This window comes from Actinomyces sp. ph3 (assembly GCF_000308055.1).
Taxonomy (GTDB): domain Bacteria; phylum Actinomycetota; class Actinomycetes; order Actinomycetales; family Actinomycetaceae; genus Pauljensenia.
Map to the genome: position 1 here is coordinate 328138 of NZ_CAGY01000001.1, position 19166 is coordinate 347303.

At 56.2% G+C, this 19166-nt stretch carries 15 protein-coding genes, 1 tRNA gene and 1 pseudogene; 8 read left to right on the forward strand and 9 right to left on the reverse strand.

Annotated features, from left to right (window positions below; all coding sequences use genetic code 11):
• Positions 1 to 141 precede the first annotated feature (141 nt).
• The gene (locus HGAS_RS01520) at positions 142 to 1371 is read left to right on the forward strand and encodes an Nramp family divalent metal transporter (protein WP_019126176.1); all 1230 of its coding nucleotides are present in this window, start codon (positions 142 to 144) and stop codon (positions 1369 to 1371) included.
• Positions 1372 to 1392: 21 nt separating this feature from the next.
• Here HGAS_RS01520 and HGAS_RS01525 read toward each other — a convergent pair whose 3' ends face one another.
• The gene (locus HGAS_RS01525) at positions 1393 to 1830 is read right to left on the reverse strand and encodes a ribose-5-phosphate isomerase (protein WP_019126177.1); all 438 of its coding nucleotides are present in this window, start codon (positions 1828 to 1830) and stop codon (positions 1393 to 1395) included.
• Positions 1831 to 1938: 108 nt separating this feature from the next.
• Here HGAS_RS01525 and HGAS_RS01530 point away from each other — a divergent pair.
• Positions 1939 to 2011, forward strand: a tRNA-Arg gene (locus HGAS_RS01530).
• A 13-nt stretch (positions 2012 to 2024) separates the two neighbouring features.
• Here HGAS_RS01530 and HGAS_RS08925 read toward each other — a convergent pair.
• Positions 2025 to 2843 (reverse strand): annotated as a pseudogene (locus HGAS_RS08925) (sulfite exporter TauE/SafE family protein); the annotation flags it as partial.
• A 53-nt stretch (positions 2844 to 2896) separates the two neighbouring features.
• On the opposite strand from HGAS_RS08925, the gene HGAS_RS01535 reads away from it, so the two are divergent.
• Positions 2897 to 4312, forward strand: a complete 1416-nt coding sequence (locus HGAS_RS01535; RefSeq protein WP_019126178.1) for a sodium:proton antiporter — start codon at positions 2897 to 2899, stop codon at positions 4310 to 4312.
• Between the two features lie 84 nt (positions 4313 to 4396).
• Here the strand turns inward: HGAS_RS01535 and HGAS_RS01540 are convergent, their stop codons facing one another.
• From HGAS_RS01540 to HGAS_RS01555, 4 genes are read right to left on the reverse strand one after another with little or no spacing between them, the layout of a single operon-like run.
• Positions 4397 to 5188, reverse strand: a complete 792-nt coding sequence (locus tag HGAS_RS01540) for a glycerophosphodiester phosphodiesterase family protein (protein ID WP_019126179.1) — start codon at positions 5186 to 5188, stop codon at positions 4397 to 4399.
• A 2-nt stretch (positions 5189 to 5190) separates the two neighbouring features.
• The gene (locus HGAS_RS01545; protein ID WP_019126180.1) at positions 5191 to 6057 is read right to left on the reverse strand and encodes a M23 family metallopeptidase; all 867 of its coding nucleotides are present in this window, start codon (positions 6055 to 6057) and stop codon (positions 5191 to 5193) included.
• A 56-nt stretch (positions 6058 to 6113) separates the two neighbouring features.
• The gene (locus tag HGAS_RS01550) at positions 6114 to 7178 is read right to left on the reverse strand and encodes a hemolysin family protein (protein WP_009409221.1); all 1065 of its coding nucleotides are present in this window, start codon (positions 7176 to 7178) and stop codon (positions 6114 to 6116) included.
• The gene (locus HGAS_RS01555; protein ID WP_034233692.1) at positions 7175 to 8488 is read right to left on the reverse strand and encodes a hemolysin family protein; all 1314 of its coding nucleotides are present in this window, start codon (positions 8486 to 8488) and stop codon (positions 7175 to 7177) included. Before HGAS_RS01555 ends, HGAS_RS01550 begins: the two co-directional genes overlap by 4 nt.
• A gap of 193 nt (positions 8489 to 8681) precedes the next feature.
• On the opposite strand from HGAS_RS01555, the gene HGAS_RS01560 reads away from it, so the two are divergent.
• Together HGAS_RS01560 and HGAS_RS01565 are read left to right on the forward strand one after the other, a co-directional pair.
• Complete coding sequence (locus HGAS_RS01560; RefSeq protein WP_051007838.1) at positions 8682 to 12431, forward strand: multifunctional oxoglutarate decarboxylase/oxoglutarate dehydrogenase thiamine pyrophosphate-binding subunit/dihydrolipoyllysine-residue succinyltransferase subunit; 3750 nt, start codon at positions 8682 to 8684, stop codon at positions 12429 to 12431.
• A gap of 8 nt (positions 12432 to 12439) precedes the next feature.
• Entirely contained in the window at positions 12440 to 13042 is a 603-nt protein-coding gene (locus HGAS_RS01565) for a GDSL-type esterase/lipase family protein (RefSeq protein WP_009409218.1), read from the forward strand.
• Positions 13043 to 13496: 454 nt separating this feature from the next.
• Here HGAS_RS01565 and HGAS_RS01570 read toward each other — a convergent pair whose 3' ends face one another.
• The 3 genes from HGAS_RS01570 to HGAS_RS01580 form a co-directional block, all read right to left on the reverse strand.
• Entirely contained in the window at positions 13497 to 14381 is an 885-nt protein-coding gene (locus HGAS_RS01570; RefSeq protein WP_019126183.1) for an alpha/beta hydrolase, read from the reverse strand.
• Positions 14382 to 15001: 620 nt separating this feature from the next.
• Positions 15002 to 15076 carry a 50S ribosomal protein bL37 gene (locus HGAS_RS08930; protein WP_106406425.1) on the reverse strand — a complete coding sequence of 25 codons (75 nt, stop codon included), beginning with the start codon at positions 15074 to 15076 and terminating at the stop codon, positions 15002 to 15004.
• Positions 15077 to 15463: 387 nt separating this feature from the next.
• Positions 15464 to 16057, reverse strand: a complete 594-nt coding sequence (locus HGAS_RS01580) for a sigma-70 family RNA polymerase sigma factor (RefSeq protein WP_019126185.1) — start codon at positions 16055 to 16057, stop codon at positions 15464 to 15466.
• Positions 16058 to 16295: 238 nt separating this feature from the next.
• On the opposite strand from HGAS_RS01580, the gene HGAS_RS01585 reads away from it, so the two are divergent.
• From HGAS_RS01585 to rsgA, 3 genes are read left to right on the forward strand one after another with little or no spacing between them, the layout of a single operon-like run.
• Positions 16296 to 16751 carry a hypothetical protein gene (locus HGAS_RS01585; protein ID WP_019126186.1) on the forward strand — a complete coding sequence of 152 codons (456 nt, stop codon included), beginning with the start codon at positions 16296 to 16298 and terminating at the stop codon, positions 16749 to 16751.
• Positions 16748 to 18061: a 3-phosphoshikimate 1-carboxyvinyltransferase gene (gene aroA / locus HGAS_RS01590; RefSeq protein ID WP_019126187.1), complete on the forward strand. Its 1314-nt coding sequence runs from the start codon at positions 16748 to 16750 to the stop codon at positions 18059 to 18061. Before HGAS_RS01585 ends, aroA begins: the two co-directional genes overlap by 4 nt.
• Positions 18054 to 19124: a ribosome small subunit-dependent GTPase A gene (rsgA, locus tag HGAS_RS01595; RefSeq protein ID WP_019126188.1), complete on the forward strand. Its 1071-nt coding sequence runs from the start codon at positions 18054 to 18056 to the stop codon at positions 19122 to 19124. Before aroA ends, rsgA begins: the two co-directional genes overlap by 8 nt.
• Positions 19125 to 19166 lie beyond the last annotated feature (42 nt).

A 19166-nucleotide genomic window follows, 5' to 3' on the forward strand; every position in this document is an offset into this window, starting at 1 on the left:
ATGAGATGCAAGTTCTTCTGGAGTCACCATTTAAGGGTAATCGTTTCGATTGCTCCCATGCCACACTGAAACTCTGTGACACCTCACAATATCTGGAGTAAAGTTCGGTTATACGAAGATTTTGATCTGTGGAGATAGAAAATGAGTGGTCACCGTCTCAAGCAGCATCGACTATTTGCATTGATGGGTCCGGCATTTATTGCAGCAATTGCCTATGTGGACCCCGGTAATGTCGCTGCGAATATCACTGCGGGTGCCCGCTACGGATATCTCTTGGTATGGGTGCTTGTTCTTTCGAATCTCTCAGCCATGCTTGTCCAATACCTCTCAGCAAAATTGGGCATTGTCACTGGAAAATCACTCCCCGCACTCCTTGGTGAACGACTTCGTCCGCAGAATCGAATTCTGTTCTGGGTCCAAGCGGAAGTCGTCGCAGCTGCAACCGACCTCGCTGAAGTTATTGGCGGAGCAATCGCCCTTAACCTTCTCTTCGGAATTCCCCTCTTGTGGTCCGGTGTCATCATTGGCGCCGCATCCATCGTTATCCTCCTCTTCCAAGGGCACCGTCAGAACATTTTTGAAGCAGTCATCATCGGGATGCTTGTCGTCATTACCGCAGGATTCTTAGCAGGACTTTTCTTCGCGCCCCCTCAGTGGTCTGAAGTTGCAAGCGGGCTGATCCCCCGATTCAAGGGCACCGACTCAATCTTGGTCGCTGCCTCGATGCTCGGCGCAACTGTCATGCCGCACGCGATTTACCTGCACTCTTCCTTGGTCAACGACCACCACACAGATCCCGAAATTGAACGTCCCCACAAGCGTGCGCTTCTTCGCGCAACTCGTCACGATATCTTGTGGGCACTGAGCATTGCTGGAATCGTCAATATTGGCCTGCTCCTTCTTGCTGCCTCGGCTTTGTCTGGAGTCGAAGGAACCGACACCATCGAAGGCGCCTACCACGCGATCGCAAACGCCCTGGGAGGCACCGTTTCCACCATCTTCGCTCTTGGCCTGCTGGCCTCAGGCTTAGCGTCAACCTCGGTGGGTGCCTACGCGGGTTCAGAAATCATGAACGGTCTTCTCCACGTGAACGTCCCGCTGTTGGCACGCCGCTTGGTGACAATCATCCCGGCTCTGATCATCTTGGGAATGGGAGCAGAACCAACATGGGCATTGGTGCTCTCGCAGGTCGCCCTTTCCTTTGGTATCCCCTTTGCCATTGTGCCGCTCATGTATCTGACGCGAAACAAGAAGCTCATGGGCGAATATGTGAATAAGCCGCTGACAATCGCAGTGGCATCTGTGATTGCAGCGGCAATTATTCTTCTCAATATTCTGTTGGTCTACCTGACCGTTACCGGTCAAAGCTAAGCGAGAGCACCCAACCGAGTATTAGTACGCATCCATCACTGCGATGCGACGCTTGTGACGCTCATCCTCGCTGAAAGGCGTTTCCAAGAAGGTCAAAACAAAGCGGGTGGCATCTTCCTTCGAGTGCTGACGAGCCCCGACGGCAATAACATTCGCATTGTTGTGTTCACGGGCAAGCACTGCGATGTCTTCGTTCCACACTAGCGCCGCACGTGCACCCTTGACCAAGTTGGCAGCCATCTGTTCGCCATTTCCCGAACCACCAATGACTACACCCAAAGAGCCGGGATCAGAAACGACACCTTCAGCGGCTTCGATACACATCTGCGGGTAGTCATCGTTGGGATCATAGGTTGTTGCACCGTGATCGATAACCTCATATCCCGAATCACGAAGGACCTTCACCAGGTGTTCCTTAAGTTCGAATCCGGCATGATCAGTTGCAATATGGACGCGCATGTAAACTTCCATTCACGTTGAAGAGAGGGAACCCCTTCATGATACGGCCTGATCCGGGGATCTACTAGCGTTTGAGCTCGGGCTAAAGACTGATAAACTGAGGCGGTTGCCCCGATAGCTCAGTGGATAGAGCGTTCGCCTCCGGAGCGAAAGGTCGCAGGTTCGAATCCTGTTCGGGGCACTTTTCGCGCCACAATGATGGAACGCACCAAGAGCACCGCAAACCACGCACCAAAAAGCAAGGCATCAACGCGAGGCGACAAAAGAGTCGCACACCAAGCTCCAAAAGGAACTGCACACACAGCCGTGCAGCCAACGATCAATGCGGGTCCAAGGCGGACAAGGCCTCGTCGATAATTCGTTACTGTTCCGCTCAGCGCACCCGGAAGCATCACAACCATCGATACTCCACGCGCACCTAGGTCAGACATACCCAGAAGGGTCAGTCCGGGTACTGCGACCGCTCCCCCGCCAATTCCCAACAAACCGGCAAGAAAACCGCACAAACATCCCAGCAGGAACAGCGCTATTCCCACCGCGAAAGTCACGGTGAGAATCCCCTCGCGAGCGGGAACATACACAACCTGTATGACAATCAACGTCACGATGAATGCGACGAATCCCCAGCGCAAGACGACCTCAGACAGTCGCGCAAGCATCCACGTTCCTACTTGTACACCGATCAACATACCCACGGTCATCAAAAGCGCAGGGATCCACGCGATTCTGCCGACCGAGGCATAGGAGATCACCCCAGAAATGCAGGTTGGAACAATGGCTAGCAAACTTGAGGCCGAGGCCTCGCGCTGAGAATAGCCAACCGCCATGAGCGCGGGAATAATGACGGTTCCGCCACCAATTCCAAATAAACCCGAGAGTGAGCCCGCAAATAAACCGGCAGCGATAAGTAGCGCAACATCACGCACACGCTGGGACATTGAACCTCCTTGACGAACTCCATAATAGGCGCACCGATCGGATAGGAAGATACTCGCTGCCCCGCGCAGCGCCATAGCCTAGGATGAGTGAGGCGATTGCCAACCAGATTCACCGTCAAGGAGTTCTTGTGGAATACCCGTTGTGGTCTCTACTTCCCTTTGTCGCAATGCTCGCATCTATCGCAGTTTTGCCACTGATTCCTGCCACTTCACACTGGTGGGAGCGTAATTCCTCTCAGCTTACCGTCGCACTGATCTTGGCAGTTCCGACGACGCTGTGGATGTTCTGGAAGGCCGGAAGCGGCCCGCTGATTGATACGGGGATTGAATACTTCCAATTCATCTGCCTCCTGTTCTCGCTCTACGTGGTCTCGGGCGGTATTCACCTCGCCGGCGATATTCGAGCAACCCCCCGGAACAACACCATTTTCTTGGCAATTGGTGGCCTCCTGGCATCTTTCATCGGGACAACCGGCGCAGCAATGCTGTTGATCCGTCCCCTGCTTGCCACCAACCGCGAGCGCACCAACAAGGTCCATACCGTTCTCTTCACGATCTTCATCGTCGCTAACTGCGGTGGTTTGCTCACTCCGCTTGGTGACCCGCCGCTCTTCCTTGGTTTCCTCAATGGCGTTCCCTTCACGTGGACGCTGAACCTGTGGAAGGAATGGGCATTCGTCCTTGGAATCCTGCTCCTCTCTTACTATTCGCTTGATCGCCTGTACTATGCGTCGGAGCCCAAGCTGGCTATCGAAGAGGACAACGATGACATCGAACCGCTGCGCCTACACGGTGCAATTAATCTTCTGTTCTTCGCAGCGATCATCTGCTCCGTTGCTTTCCTTCCCTCGTGGGATGCCGAGGCCATCATCGAAGGCCACGCGCATGGCACCGAGTTGGTCCCGTGGCGCGAAATCGTCATGCTTATTGCCGCCGGACTCTCACTGACCATTGGCAATAAGAAGATCCGCTACGAAGAAAACGCTTTCCAGTGGTCCCCCATTGCCGAAGTTGCCGCACTCTTCATCGGGATCTTTGCGACCATGGCACCCGCGTTGCGCGTTCTCGAAGAAGTTGCCCCTTCTCTTCCCCTCAACCGCGGAACTTTCTTCGTCTTCACCGGGTCCTTGTCCTCGATCTTGGACAATGCTCCGACCTACATGACTTTCTTTGGAATGGCAAAGACCTTGGGCGGAGATGGAACGCTCATTGCCGGAGTTCCCGAGGCCTATCTGATCCCGATTTCCTTGGGCGCAGTTTTATGCGGCGCTATCACGTACATTGGCAATGGTCCGAACTTCATGGTCAAGTCCGTGGCCGAGGCCGACGGCGTCGAAATGCCCAGTTTCGGTCGTTACATTGTGGATTCATTCATGTTGCTTGTTCCCGAGCTTGCAGCAATGGCGATGATCTTCATTGGCAGCGGCTGGGTCCGCATCGCAGGTATCGCAGTGGCCGTCGTATTGGTGGGGATTTCATTCTGGCGAATCGCACGCGCTCGTACCATCGAATTGGCAACCCGCACCCAAGGCATTGATGCCTAATCGGTTTAGGCAACACCGTCATAGACAAGCTTGTGGGAGGCACCTGATGTGCCTCCCACAAACTTTATACTTCCCTATCGGCGTCTATTGGGCATTTGCCGGTGCAATTGGATGCCACTGGCCTCGTTCTTCAAGAACCTTGCGAGCCTTTGTTGGATAGTCCGTGATGATTCCATCAACGCCAAGATCCAACAGCCGATGCATCTGTTCTTCCTCGTTGACGGTCCAGACGTGTACGGCACAGCCCAAGGCATGTGCAGTGGCGACAAAGCGGCGATCGACGACTCGGATCGCCCCCATCTTCTCAGGAACCTGAACCGCCCATACCCCTTCAAGAGGACCCGGGACAAGAAGACGTCTGGCCGGCTGAGCGAGCTGTGAAGCCGCAACAAGACGAGTAACCGCACCAACGCCCACAGATGTGACCAGACCCGGCTCCAAACGACGCAGGCGACGCAGCCGCGATTCATCAAAGGAAGCGACTAAGACACGTCCAAGCGCATCATGTTCGTGAATAACTTCAAGCAAAGGAAGCGCAACTTCCTCACTCTTTGCGTCGATATTGAAATACATGTCGGGGAACTCATCCAAGGCCTCGGCCAAGCGGATCATCCGCCCACCATCAACACCGCGCAATTCACGCAGCTCACTCCAGGTCATTTCACGGATTTTGCCGCTTGCTGGATACGTGCGATCGACCTCGGGATCATGGTTCAGAACAACCTGACCATCGGCGCTTAAATGCGCGTCAGTTTCAACGTGGTAGACCTGAATATTACGTAGCGCCTCAAAAGCTTCTGGAGTGTTCTCAGGTCCTTCTGCTCCCCCGCCTCGATGCGCAAGAATAATCGGTCCATCGCCCACAACCCGATACATGCTTAGCACTCCTTACCGATGTGGACCGCTTTATGGTCCGCCATCCATACCTCCGGATCAACCGGTTGATCCGAAGAATTATGAATCTCAAAGTGAAGGTGAGGTCCAGTCGACCAGCCATTTGATCCAACGGCTCCAATTTGTTCTCCAGCTGAAACCTGTTGACCAACCTTGACTTTAATATCCTTCATGTACTGATGAAGGTAAGCAGAATAGAACACGCTTCCATCACTGGCAGTGTGACGAATCGTCACAAGAGCTCCAGAACGAGAATTCTCAGAAACCTCTGTCACCTGTCCAGTAAATACCGCATGAATTGGCGTGCCGAGCGGGGCAGCCATATCAACGCCTTCATGCATGAGCATGGTTCCCGAGACGGGTGAAATGCGCATCGAGAAAGGCGAGGTGATTTGGTAGGTCCCCTCTTGAAGAGGCCAGTAGATCGTATCCGCCTTCGTCAAAGTGCGCGTACCGTCAGCCGCACCGCCCCCATCACCGACGCACTGCACCATAAGCGGCGAACGCACCCGCGATCGCGAAGCGGCATCGACCTGCGCATTGAGGCCGGAAGAAAGCGAAACGGCCGCAGAATCAGAGGCCCACGATTGCGAGCCAACTGCTGCGCCGAACTGACGCGAAGGAATAGAGATTGAAACGTCTGGACGAAGAAAACCACTGAGCGGAACAGCGATGGTCATCGCTCCTAAAGCAAGAAGAACACTGGAACGCACAAGAAGGCGACCAGCTCTACCGCGCTTTCGTCCCAGAGGTTCAGTAGGAAGAACCTGGGCAGCATCAACTTGCGCGCGCTGTGCGCGCTCGTGGGCGCGCTGGCGTCTCGTGGGTAAGTTCGGTGCTGGTGTCGTCATAACTTTTTAATCATCCCAAATATTTTTCACTCACGCAGGTACTTGTGTCCTAGCGCTCATGCTTGGCGGTGAGCCCCCGGAAGCGAATCGCGTTGAAGTGCATCGCGGACCTCGCCGACAAGACGCTCAAGAATATCTTCAAGGAAGAGCACTCCTTGAACGTTTCCGTCCTTTCCAATCACCTCTGCGAGGTGGGCGCCCGCGCGCTGCATATGGCGCAGAGCATCTTCGACCTCAGCTTCCATAGAGACCGCTTCCATCTTGCGGATTCTCCATGAAGTAACGGGTTCGAATCGCTCGGTGCCCTCGGCATACAAGACATCCTTGAGGTGAATGTATCCACTCAGCACTCCGGAGTCGTCAGCAACTGGGAATCGCGAGAAACCGGTACGCGCGACTTCCTTCTCAACGTCCTCGGGAGTGCACTCAGCACTCAGAATCACCAATTCACTCAGTGGAACCATGACATCAGAGGCGTTCTCAGTGGAAAACTCTAGGGTTCCAGAGAGCAAGCCCAGATCATCATCAATCATTCCCTCTTGCTGAGAATGCTCAACAATGGTCGCCATCTCTTCAATAGTGAAGGTCGCAGAAATCTCTGACTTTGGTTCGACTCCCGCTAGGCGTAAAAACCAATTTGCCAGGTGATCCATTGCGTGAATGATCGGGCGAATGACATGGCCGATATTGACCAAAATCGGCGCAAGGACAAGAAGAAGACGCTGTGGATTCGCAATTGAAAGGTTCTTCGGAACCATTTCACCGAAAACAACGTGGAGGAACAGCACTAAGACCAAAGAAAAGGTGAAGCCAACAACGTGCACCCACGAATGCGGCAGCCCCCATTTTTCCATCGGCCCCTCAACCATTGCAGCAAAAGTTGGTTCAGCAACCACGCCCAATGAGGTTGAAGCTACGGTCACGCCCAACTGACAGATTGCCAGCATCAAGGACACGTGCTCTAAGGCAAAGAGCGCATAACGCGATCCTCGGACTCCCTCTTCCACCAAAGGTTCAATCTGAGAGCGCCTCGAGGAGGTCGTCGCGAATTCGCCCGCGACGAAGAAGGCATTCATCGCTAGTAAAAGAACGGTCAGGACCAAAGCAAGGGTGCTATTCACAGGAGCACCTCACCTTCGGCCTCGTGAACGGGCGGAACAACGCTCACCTGCATGACGCGCCTGCCCATCATCTGAATGACCTCGAGGCGCACGCCAGCAACAACGCACCGATCTCCAACCTGTGGGATCGTTCCGAGCTCAGTCATAATCAGGCCTGCAAGAGTGTCGTAGGGCCCATCATCAGGAAGGAAAATTTTAATCTTCTGCGCGAGTTCATCAATACGCAGACGCCCCGGTACAAGGTAGGACCCATCGGGGCGAGGACGAATACCTAGGCGACGCTGATCGTGCTCATCAGCGACATCGCCAACAATCTCCTCGACGACGTCTTCAAGGGTGACAATTCCAGAGACACCACCGTATTCATCGACGACCACTGCCATCTGCAAGCCTTCTTCACGCAATTGGACCAAAAGGGTCGCCAGATCCAAGGTCTCAGGTACGCGTGGGGCATCGGCTAAAAGAGAGGATGAAAGGACCGGAACCTCATCGCGCTTTTCGTAGGGAACCGCAACGGCCCTGCGCAATGAGACAAAACCGATGATGTCGTCGCGATCCTCACCAATCACAGGAAAACGAGAGTGCCCTGTTTCGTGCGCGGCGCGGACGACATCAGAGGCAAAGGCATCATCGGGAATCGTGTGAAGAAGCCCGCGATCGGTCATGACGTCCACAGCGGTGAGTTCAGTGATGCGGATGGAATTCGTAAATAGCGAGGCCGTCGAGGTATCCAATGTCCCTTCTTGGGCAGAGTGGCGAACCATCGCAGCTAATTCTGATGCCGATCGTGCAGATGAAAGCTCTTCTTGGGGCTCGACTCCCAAAAGACGCAATATCCCATTCGCGGAGGAATTCAGGACAACGATCACCGGCTTGAAAATCACGGTGAAGAGCGTATTAAAGGGGACGATACGCCCTGCAGTCTTCAGGGGATGGGCCAGCGCCAAGTTTTTTGGAACAAGCTCACCAAAAACCATGGACATGACATTGATGATGACCGCTGCGACACCCACTCCAACCGCTGAAGAAATAGCAGTGGATAGCCCGAGGCCGACGCCAGCCTTGGTGAGGAGATCCGCGAGCGCTGATTGGGTGGTATATCCCAAGAGAATAGTCGTTAAGGTGATGCCAACCTGCGAGCCCGAAAGTTGAGTCGAGAGGTTCTTAATGGCCTGTCCCACCTGGCGTGCCCGGGCGTCACCCGCAGCTGCACGACTTTCAACGACTGCCTGATCAAGGGCAACAAGAGAAAACTCTGCGGAAACAAAGATGAAGGTACCCGCGGTGAGGATCACTCCTAAAAGGAGCATTGCGATATCAAGAAGCACGCTGGCCTCCCACCATTTGGTGGTGAACTCGCATCAAACTTTGGTCAGGGCAACAACTGTCACTATCCATGGTTCTTCCAGTCTATCTGGACTCACCCATCTTCGAAGTGTGAGAAAGGCCCACGTAGGAAAGGGCAATCTGGACGTGAGGGCCTAAAATAATGTCAAGACTCACATGGCCGTGTTCAGGGAAAAGGATGGTGTAACGGTGGCGGATTCCCCACGTTCACACGAATGGGTTCAACAAATGCGTCAGCAGTGGTTGACCGATCCACTCAGTGTCGATGCGTCTTGGCGCGCCTATTTTGAGGGCGATACTGTCCCGGCACAGCTCCATCGAAGCCAAGCCCCTCTCCCGACTCAGCCCACCGCGGTCGTCAGTGCCGAGGCCGCTTTGGCCGCTCACGAGGACAATCCGGCAACAGAGCAGCCCGAAGTTTCGGTGACCCGCTCCGATCTTCCTCCCGCCCCTCCAGCACAATCCGCCCAGGCCTCGTCACCTTACGCGCGTATTCACCGCACTTCCCCGATTGCCTCGTCTTTGTCAGGGCAGGGGGAAACCCAAGATGAGCTCCATGTGTTGAAGGGCATTGCTCGCGCAACGGCTCGCAACATGGATGAGTCACTCACCATTCCAACAGCAACTTCTCAACGCCAGATTGCTGCGAAGATCCTCATTGAGAACCGATCGGTCATCAATGCGCACCTCGCGCGCACGGTTGGTGGCAAGGTTTCATTTACCCACCTCATCGGCTACGCGATTGTCGAGGCGCTCTGCGAAATGCCGCAGATGAATGTCCGCTACTCGCTGAACGATGGCAAGCCGGCTATCGACGAACGCGCACACGTCGGTTTTGGACTGGCGATCGATATCCAACACGCGGGTGAACGCCGACTTGTTGTCCCCGTGATTCATGATGCCGATACCCTCACTTTCACCGGTTTCGTCGAGGCCTATCAGGACATCATTTCACGCGCGAAAGCTGGCTCACTCAGCGCTGAGGACTACCAGGGCGCAACGGTCACGCTCACGAACCCCGGAACCATTGGAACAACAACTTCCGTCCCACGTCTGATGAATGGTCAAGGTGTCATCATCGGCGTAGGCGCAATGGATTACCCCGCGGAATTTGCTGGAGTTTCTCCGCGCAAACTTGCCCTTTTGGGCATTGGCAAGACGATGTTCATCTCCTCTACCTACGACCATCGCGTGATCCAGGGCGCAGCTTCGGGTGATTTCTTACGCCTCCTTGATCTCAAGCTCAGCGGACGCGACGGTTTCTACGATCGCGTGTTTACAGCGCTTCATATCCCAGTTCCTCCCTACGCGTGGGAAGCAGACTTCGAATACGATCTGGAGCGCGAAAAGGGCAAGCCCGCTCGTATTGCGGAGCTCATTCAGGCCTACCGTTCACGAGGCCATTTGGCAGCAGATACCGATCCCCTGGCTTATCGCGTCCGCCGCCACCCCGATTTGAACCTTTCAACCTACGGCTTGACTGTGTGGGACTTGGATCGTTCATTCCCCACGGGTGGCTTCGGTGGAAGCGAGCAGATGCTACTTCGCGATCTGCTTGCCCGCCTGCACGATACCTATATTCGTTCTATCGGTATCGAATACATGCACATTCAGGACCCGAACCAGCGACAGTGGGTCCAAGAACGCATTGAAGGCCCCTTTGAAGCACCTTCCTCTAAGGAACAGCGCCGCATTCTTTCAACGCTCATTCACGCCGAGGCTTTCGAAGAATTCCTGCAGACAAAGTACCAGGGCCAGAAGCGTTTCTCTCTGGAAGGCGGGGAATCACTGATCCCGCTTTTGGATGAGATTTTGAATAAGGCCGCACACCGCGGGATCCACGAGGTTGCCATTGCGATGGCGCACCGCGGACGCTTGAATGTTCTGGCAAACCTTGCCGGAAAGAGCTATGCCCAGATTTTCTCCGAGTTCGAAGGAAATCAGGATCCGCGCACTGTCCAGGGCTCTGGTGACGTTAAGTATCACCTGGGTACCGAAGGCGTTTATTCCTCTGAAGACGGCGTCGCAACGAAGATTTCTCTTGCGGCAAATCCTTCGCATCTCGAGGCCGCTGACGGTGTCCTTGAGGGCATTGTTCGCGCGAAGCAAGATGTCCTGGGTGATCCTGATTTCCCCGTGGTTCCACTACTCATCCACGGCGATTCTGCCTTCATCGGCCAGGGTGTCGTTCAAGAGACTCTGAACATGTCTCAGCTGACCGGCTACCGCACTGGCGGAACCATTCACGTCATTGTGAACAACCAGATTGGCTTTACAACTGGTCCAGCTTCGGGTCGTTCAACGCGCTACCCAACCGATTTGGCCAAGGGCCTTCAGGTCCCGATCTTCCATGTCAACGGTGATGATCCCGAGGCCGTAGTCCGCGTGGCTGCATTGGCTTTGGATTTCCGCGAGGCTTTCCACAAGGATGTCATCATCGACATGACCTGTTACCGCCGTCGCGGTCACAATGAGGGTGATGATCCTTCAATGACGCAGCCGGTCATGTACTCGCTCATTTCACAGCTTCCGTCCACCCGTGAGGTCTACATCCGTAACCTGGTTGGCCGTGGTCAGCTGACCGATGAAGAGGCCCGCGCTTCAATCCGCGCCTACGAGGCTGAGCTCAGCGAAATCCTTGAGCACACCCGCGAACACGGCTGGGCCCCACAGCAAGAACACCACTCTGAGGACGATCAGTGGCAGGTCCCCGAAAGCCAGCTTCCCGGCGCGGGAATGATGATTGGCTGGTCTTCGGCAGTCAGCCCCGAGGCACTCGAGCGTATCGGTGATGCCTACGTGAATTTCCCGCCTGATTTCACCGTGCATCCCAAGCTTGAAAAGCTATGCCAGAAGCGTCAAGAAATGGCGACCGGCCATGCCCCCATTGATTGGGGTTTTGCGGAGCTCCTGGCCTTTGGCACTTTGCTGATGGAGGGAACGCCTATTCGCCTCTCGGGCGAGGACGCACGACGCGCGACATTCGTCCAGCGCCATGCAGTTTTGCACGATCACAAAGACGGTCGTGAGTTCACTCCCCTGCACTTCCTCACTCCCGACCAGGCAAACTTCGATGTTTTCGATTCCCCACTGTCGGAGTATGCGGTATTGGCCTATGAGTATGGCTACTCCATTGAGCGCCCCGAAGCTTTAGTTTTGTGGGAAGCACAGTTTGGAGACTTCGCAATTGGCGCTCAAACGGTCATCGATGAGTTTGTTTCTTCCGCGGAAACAAAGTGGGGACAGCGCTCTTCCTTGGTCATGCTCTTGCCACACGGCCAAGAGGGCCAGGGCCCAGACCACTCATCGGCGCGTATCGAGCGATACCTGCAGCTTGCCGCAGAAAACAACATGTGGATCGTTCAGCCCTCTACCCCGGCGAACCACTTCCACATGCTGCGCACTCAGGCCTACAAGCGGCCTCGTAAGCCACTCATCGCCTTCACCCCAAAGCAGCTTCTGCGTTTGCATGCCGCTTCATCACGTCTTGAGGAATTCACCACCGGCTCCTTCACTCCCGTGTACGGCGAAGTCGATTCGCGGGTGGATACAAACCACGTGTCGCGGGTGATTTTGTGCTCGGGACGGGTCTACTACGACCTGATCCATGAGCGGGAAGAGCACGGTGCATGGAATACGGCGATTATCCGCGTTGAGCAACTCTATCCGCTTCCCACTGAGGAGCTCCGTCAGGCTCTGTCTACATTCCCGAATGCTGAACTTCTGTGGGTTCAAGATGAGCCGAAGAACCAGGGAATTTGGCCTCACTTCGCATTGAATTTGTTCCCCGAGCTAGGAATTGCGCCAACTCTGGTTTCCCGTCCAGAGAGCGCAACGACCGCCGCCGGGCGAGCAAGCTTGCATCGCGAACAGGCCGCGGAGCTCATGCGCCGGGCCTTCGCATAGGGGTCATCATGCGAATCTGTATTATCGGTGACGAACTCATTACCCCCATGGGAGATCCCCGAGGCCTGGGTTGGGTCGGGAGGGTATTGGCACGTTCCGAGTTCCCTTCTCCGCCAACCGTCATGACCTTGGCTGTTCCGGGAGAAACGACCTCGCAGCTTGCTGCACGCTGGGAGGATGAGGTCGTGTATCGCTTTGCTCCCGACGAGCCCTGCGCGCTGATTATTGCTGTTGGATGCAGTGATATTCCGGCCGGAATTTCAACTCCACGATCGCGGCTCAATTTGGCGAATATTACTGACCGAGCATCAACTTTGGGGATCCCCTCGATGGTCGTTGGCCCACCTCCGCTTGCCGGTGTGCAATCCTCTGCGGTGAAAGAACTTTCACTGTCGTGTCAACAGGTGTGTGAACGCAGAGATATCCCCTTTGTTGATACCTATACTCCCCTCGTCGCTCATGACCAGTGGTTTGAAGATATGGCGTCTTCATCCGTACGCAGTGCGCGTGGAGCATCGATGCCCGGACAGTCTGGCTTTGCACTGATGGCTTGGCTTGTTCTGCATCAAGGATGGTTTGAGTGGACGGGAGCGACCCCGGCGGACGTGTGAGCACAGGAGGAATGTGTGTACCCACGTCATTCACGTTTCTCCCCCAAGAGACTTTTGCCGTCGACTACTACCCGCGCAGTGGGATCATGAAGGCTATCCGTGAGGCGTGACGCGAACGCGCCCCGGCCTCGTCCATCCCACACACGTCAGTGAGACCATGAGCAACCAGTACCCCACCTCTCCCCCGCCCGGTCCCGTCAACCATCCCCGGCCTCGTCGATGATCGAGCGCCTGCCGCGGGGGCTTTCATCGGCAGGTACGTGCACTTCGGCTACTGGCGGCTCGTGTGGGTAGCTGCTTACTGCGTCATCGGCCTGATTGCCGCGATCGCGTGCGCCTCCCTCGCCCAGCCGACCCCTGGTCTGCGAGCCTCGACTAGTCGTATCGGCACCGGGCAACGCGGGGTTGCCTGCAACCGTCGTCCTCGATCAACGAAGCCGTGAAACGGGTCGTCTCACGGCTGGGTGAGGATCCCCGAGATGAAGCGCGCGCTGTGGTCGAGGGCGGCCTCGGCCTCGGGAATGATCGGAACGCCCAGGACATACACGTGGAAGCCATCCGGCTCCACGCGCAGGCGCACGTCCACGCCAGCGCGAGCGGCCTTGCGCGCGAACTCGATCACGTCGGGGCCAACGATGTCCGCGTCCCCCTGGAAAATACGCATCGGCGGCAGGCCCGCCGGGTCACCGTACAGGGGGCTGACGCGCCAGTCGGCCGGGTCCAGGTCGCCCGCCCACGCGCGGCCCGCCCACGCCGCGCCGGGGACACGCAGAACCCGGTCGCGGTGCTGCACATCCTCGATGCGCGGATTCGTCATGGTGACGTCCAGCCACGGCGCGTACAGGACGAGGCCGTCCACCTGCCATGCACCCGCGTCGCGTCGCTGCATGGCGAGGGAGAGGGCCAATCCGCCTCCCGCCGAGTCGCCGAAGAGGATAACACGGCCGAACTCGGCCTGGGCCTCGTCGATGATGGGCTGGACGACGTCGAACGCGTCGGTCGCGGTGTGCGCGGGAGCGATCGGGTAGTCGGGGATGATGACGGGCAGCCCGGTGCGGTCGATGAGGCCCGCGACGATACCCCACTGACCAGCGACCATCGGGTACGCATACGCTCCACCATGCAGATAGATGAGTACACCGCCCGAGCGCAGGCCCTGCTTCGGGAACACGCGGGTTATGCCTTTGTTGCACGTCGCCGTGAAACGTCCTCGCATGCGTGCAGGCATCGGGGCGGGCTGCGGGGCGTGGAGCGCCATCTGCTCAGTCGCTGTCTCGCTCTGTAGCAACGGAGGCACAAGCCCCATACAGAAGTGAACAACGCGCATCTGGAGGGACATGGAGCCTCTTTCGTTTCGACGAATCAGTGTGCACGCACCGGGACACCCCCTCGCGCCAGCACGTTCTAGGATACGCCGCGAGAGGGGTTCGTTTCTCACTGCGAGTGTTCATCGTGACTATCGGGAGGTAACACCAGTGGTGGTAGGTACCGGTGGCTGAAAGCCGTATCTGCTCGCCGCTGGAATCTGGCGAGAGCCCATCGGACGAACCTACTACGCGGATAGGTTACGAACATCCGGATACCTTAATAACCTATCCGGATGCGTGGTTCCTATCCAGAACGACGGCCGTGGATTGACACCACCCATAAACGGGTTACCCACGCCACCGCGAGCGTCCTCAGCACCGCCCCAGCACACACAATATATCCGCATGCGCGCGGCACAAGCATGATCGGCAGCCTATGAGCACACCGTTGTCCAGTGCTGTAGGAACGCAAATCCAGCGGCACACACCCCAGACACGGCGCACACCTGGTCCCGTACCCGCGCGCCCCTCGCATCACGCGCGCCTCGCGCAACCGCACCTGGTTCCCGCTAGCAGTGCAAACAAAACGCGTAAACAACGCGCATACAAAACGCGCCCGGACCATCCGGTCCGGGCGCGCAACGTATTCGGCTCAAGCGTTAGGACGCTTGCCGTGGTTCGCGCCGTGCTTACGACGATCGCGACGCTTACGACCCCTCTTCGACATTGTCGTCTCCTCTAAAACTGAGATATCCAACCTGTACAGTTTTTCACACCCACAGCGTTTCTCCAAACAGAGAGCACCCTGCGAGTCGAAACTCACGATTCTGTCGAGCTCCAGCTCACCGTCACACAGGTCTTGGAGACAATCCGTGCTCGAAGAGATGCAGGCGCAGGTTCGTCAAGACAATGTGCCAGTAGCGAGCGAACATAACGCTCGGTGTACATCGATTCCTGACAGTGGGAGCAGCGCGAAATGTGTTCGAGCAACTGCGCGCGCAAAGCGGGATCCTTCAGACAGTCAGTCGTGATGTGCTCTTGGCATCCCTCTCGGTCAAGAAAGTCAATGACCTCATAGAGGTGGTCATGTAATTCCTGACAAGCACGATGATCATCAATCTGCATGGTATCCCCCAATACCGTATTCCGCCGCAAGTTCAGATAGGCTGTCGCGAAGATTCTTTCGCCCACGATGAAGCCGTGACATGACAGTTCCAATGGGAATGTCAAGCATCTCGGCAATTTCTTTATAGGCAAAACCCTCAACATCAGACAGAAGTACGACCACACGCTGATCTTCAGACAAAGCTTCAAGAGCCGAACGAAGCTCCGCTGACGGAATATTATCCAGAGCTTCGGTTTCCGCCGAGACAAGCCCCTTTTCGTCGTGTGAGGCAGCCGCTGCCAACTGCCAGTCTTCAACGTCTTCACCACCGCTACGCTGTGGCGAACGCTGTGCCTTGCGGTACTGGGTAATGTACGTGTTCGTCAAAATCCGATACAGCCAGGCCTTAATGTTCGTTCCTTGCTGATATTGGTGGAACTTCGTGTAGGCCTTCATGAAGGTCTCTTGAACGAGATCTTCTGCGTCGGCACGATTGCGCGTCATCCCCAGCGCCGCACCGAAGAGCTGATCGACCAGAGGAAGGGCCTGTTCGGCAAAAAGCCGGTCCTTTTCCTCTTGACTGATTTCTTGTGTATCACTCATCGGTGTCAAGGCTAATCGCGAATACCTAGGATGGGAAAGTGGACGCGCAAAATCAGGGCGAGGCTTGTGCCTTCCCCTAACCCGTGGGCGCTGCGCCACTCTCACATCGCTTTGCATATCCACATCAACGCCTGCGATAGCTAATTATTCCGCTCCGCATTCCACCCGCAGCCAAAATTGCCCATCTTTATCGACGTGGAAACCGGTGTACCTGAGGATTTTTTGACACAATAAGGCTATGTCTATTCTTCGCGGTATTGCTCGTCCCTTGTTGGTTGCACCCCTTGCCCTAGACGCAGTTGACGCCTTGATCCACCCGGATCAGCATGCAGCTAAACTCGAAGGACTTCGCCCGCTCTTCAACAAAGTTGAAGATTCGACACAGATCGATGACATCGATCCCTACCTGCGTTCCGCCGCACGCATCAGTGCGGGCGTAGCCTTGGCTGCCTCCGTCACTTTCGCCATCGGCAAAGCCCCCCGCACCTCGGCTGCGCTCCTGGCAGGGATTGCCCTTCCCATGGCGATTATCAATCACGAGGATCGCACTTCCCTTGGTCTCAAGCTCGCAAATTGCGCAGGGCTTGTTTTTGCGGGGATGGACCGACGCGGTCGCCCAAGCGCTGCCTGGCGTCGCGATGAGAAACGCCGCGCACTTTCTCAGCAGGCAATCACAGCAGGCTCTGGACAGTGAAGCACTGGGACGCACCGCGCGCACACGAACCACTCAACACCCAGGTTGAAATCCCAGGCTCAAAATCTCAAACTGCCAGGGCACTCTACCTTGCAGCAACCGGTTCTTCACCCTGTACCATCCACGGACTCTTGCGTTCCCGGGATACAGATCTCTTTGCCGAGGCCCTAGTGACCTTAGGTGCGCAGATCTCATTTATTAGTGAGATGTCGGCGCGCGTAATTCCAATGAAAAACTGCTCAGCTACCGAAGAAGAACGGCAGATCGACTGCGGCCTCGCCGGCACTGTGATGAGGTTCCTCCCTCCCTTAGCTGCGCTCTCCCCTAACCCCACGCGCTTTGATGGCGACAAACAAGCCTATGCGCGCCCTCTCGGCGCACTTCTCGACGTCCTCGAAACTCTTGGGGCACGCATCACCTATCACGGAGAACACGGTCACCTCCCCTTCACCATTCAAGGCCCTGTCCGTGATCACCCCGGTACGGTCGCCATTGACGCCTCGGCATCTTCTCAGTTCTTTTCTGCGATGCTGCTCATCGCTCCCCTCCTTGGCGGAGCCATCATTCGCAGCGAGCACGAACTGATCTCTCTTCCTCATATCAACATGACCTTGGACATGATGCGAGCGACCGGGATTACCTGGTCCAAGCTCAGCGCAAGCGAATGGAAGATTGAGGGAGGCAAGCCCACGGCCTCGGAAATCAAAATCGAGGCAGACCTTTCAAATGCGGGTCCCTTCTTGTGCGCGGGAATCCTCAGCGGCGGAAGCCTTGCAATCCCCCATTGGCCGGTCAGTTCCACACAGCCGGGAGCAATGTGGCCAGAACTTTTTGCACGTATGGGGATTGAGACGCGATTTGTTGTCGAGGGAAGCGAAAACGGAACCTTGGTTGTCCACGGCCAAGGACCCGCTACCTTCCAGGGGATCACCTGCGATATGTCCGCAATGGGCGAGATGGTTCCAACCCTTGCTGCGCTCCTGCTCTTTGCACAAACTCCATCTACCCTTAGCGGAATCGCGCACCTTCGCGGGCATGAAACTGATCGTTTGGAAGCCATCGCGGACTCCATTCGATCTCTGGGAGGCTGCGTCGAAGTTTTTGACGATGGACTCTCAATTACGCCGCGCCCGCTTCATGGCGCCGAGCTGCGCTCCTTCGCCGACCACAGGATGGCAACTTTCGCCGCAATCGTCGGATTGGTGATCGATGGAGTGAGCGTTGATGACATCGCGTGCACTTCAAAGACTCTCCCGAATTTTGAATCTATGTGGCAGAGCATGCTGGAGAATCGAGGCGCAAATGTCTAGACGCGATATCGGTACCGATGATCCGCGCGTGAAGGTTCGCCCCGGGAAGCGCTCGCGGCCGCGCACAAAAGTTCGCCCAGATTGGGGCAACAAGCCAATCGGTCAGGTCATCGGTATTGACCGTGGCCGCTACTTGGTTCGCTATGAGGATATCGACCTGCGCTCTGTTCTTGCCCGCGAACTCAAGAAGGGAAGCGTTGTCGTTGGAGATCGTGTCCGTTTGACCGGAGATCTCAGCGGCCGCGTTGACACCTTGGCCCGGATCGTCGCTGTAGAAGAAAGAAGCAGCGTCCTGCGCCGCTCTCTTGAGGATGCTCCCGATCAAAAGGGAGAAAAAATTATCGTTGCGAACGCACAGATTATGGTGATTGTGACAGCTTTAGCCGATCCTCCTCCTCGAATGGGAATGATTGACCGCTGTTTGGTAGCCGCTCACGAGGCGGGGATGCGTGCCGTTCTTTGCCTGACGAAAGCTGATCTCGCTCCTGCCGAAGAATTTCTTCGCGCGTATGCGGATTTTGATCTGACAACAGTCGTGACCTCGGTTGCAGCCGGTGATCAGGGGCTTGATGAATTAAGAGAGCTCCTAGCCGGACATTTTTCCGTTTTGGTCGGCCACTCTGGAGTTGGAAAATCAACGCTCATTAACGCGCTGATTCCGCAGGCCCAGCGCAGCGTGGGAATGGTCAATCAGGTCACGGGCCGGGGCCGCCATACATCGACCTCTTCACGAGCTTTCGAGCTTCCCGGTGGCGGCTGGATTGTTGATACCCCCGGTGTACGATCCTTTGGACTCGGGCATGTCGATACCGATAATGTGCTTGCCGTTTTCCCCGATGTTGCCGAGGCCGCGCAGTGGTGCCTCCCGCTGTGCACGCACCTCAAGGATGCCCCCTCGTGTGCACTGGATGCGTGGGCACAGGGGCGTGAGCCCTTCAGCCTTCCTTCCTCCCCTTCCGAGGCCGAGGCAGAGCGCCAGAGGCGTACTTCGCGGGTTGCTTCCGTCCGTCGTCTTTTGGACGCGGTTGCAGGAGCAATGCGCGTTTCAAAGGCTGCACGCTAATTTCGAGGTGAATTTTTCTGGTGCTGCTCCAAAGTAACTCAA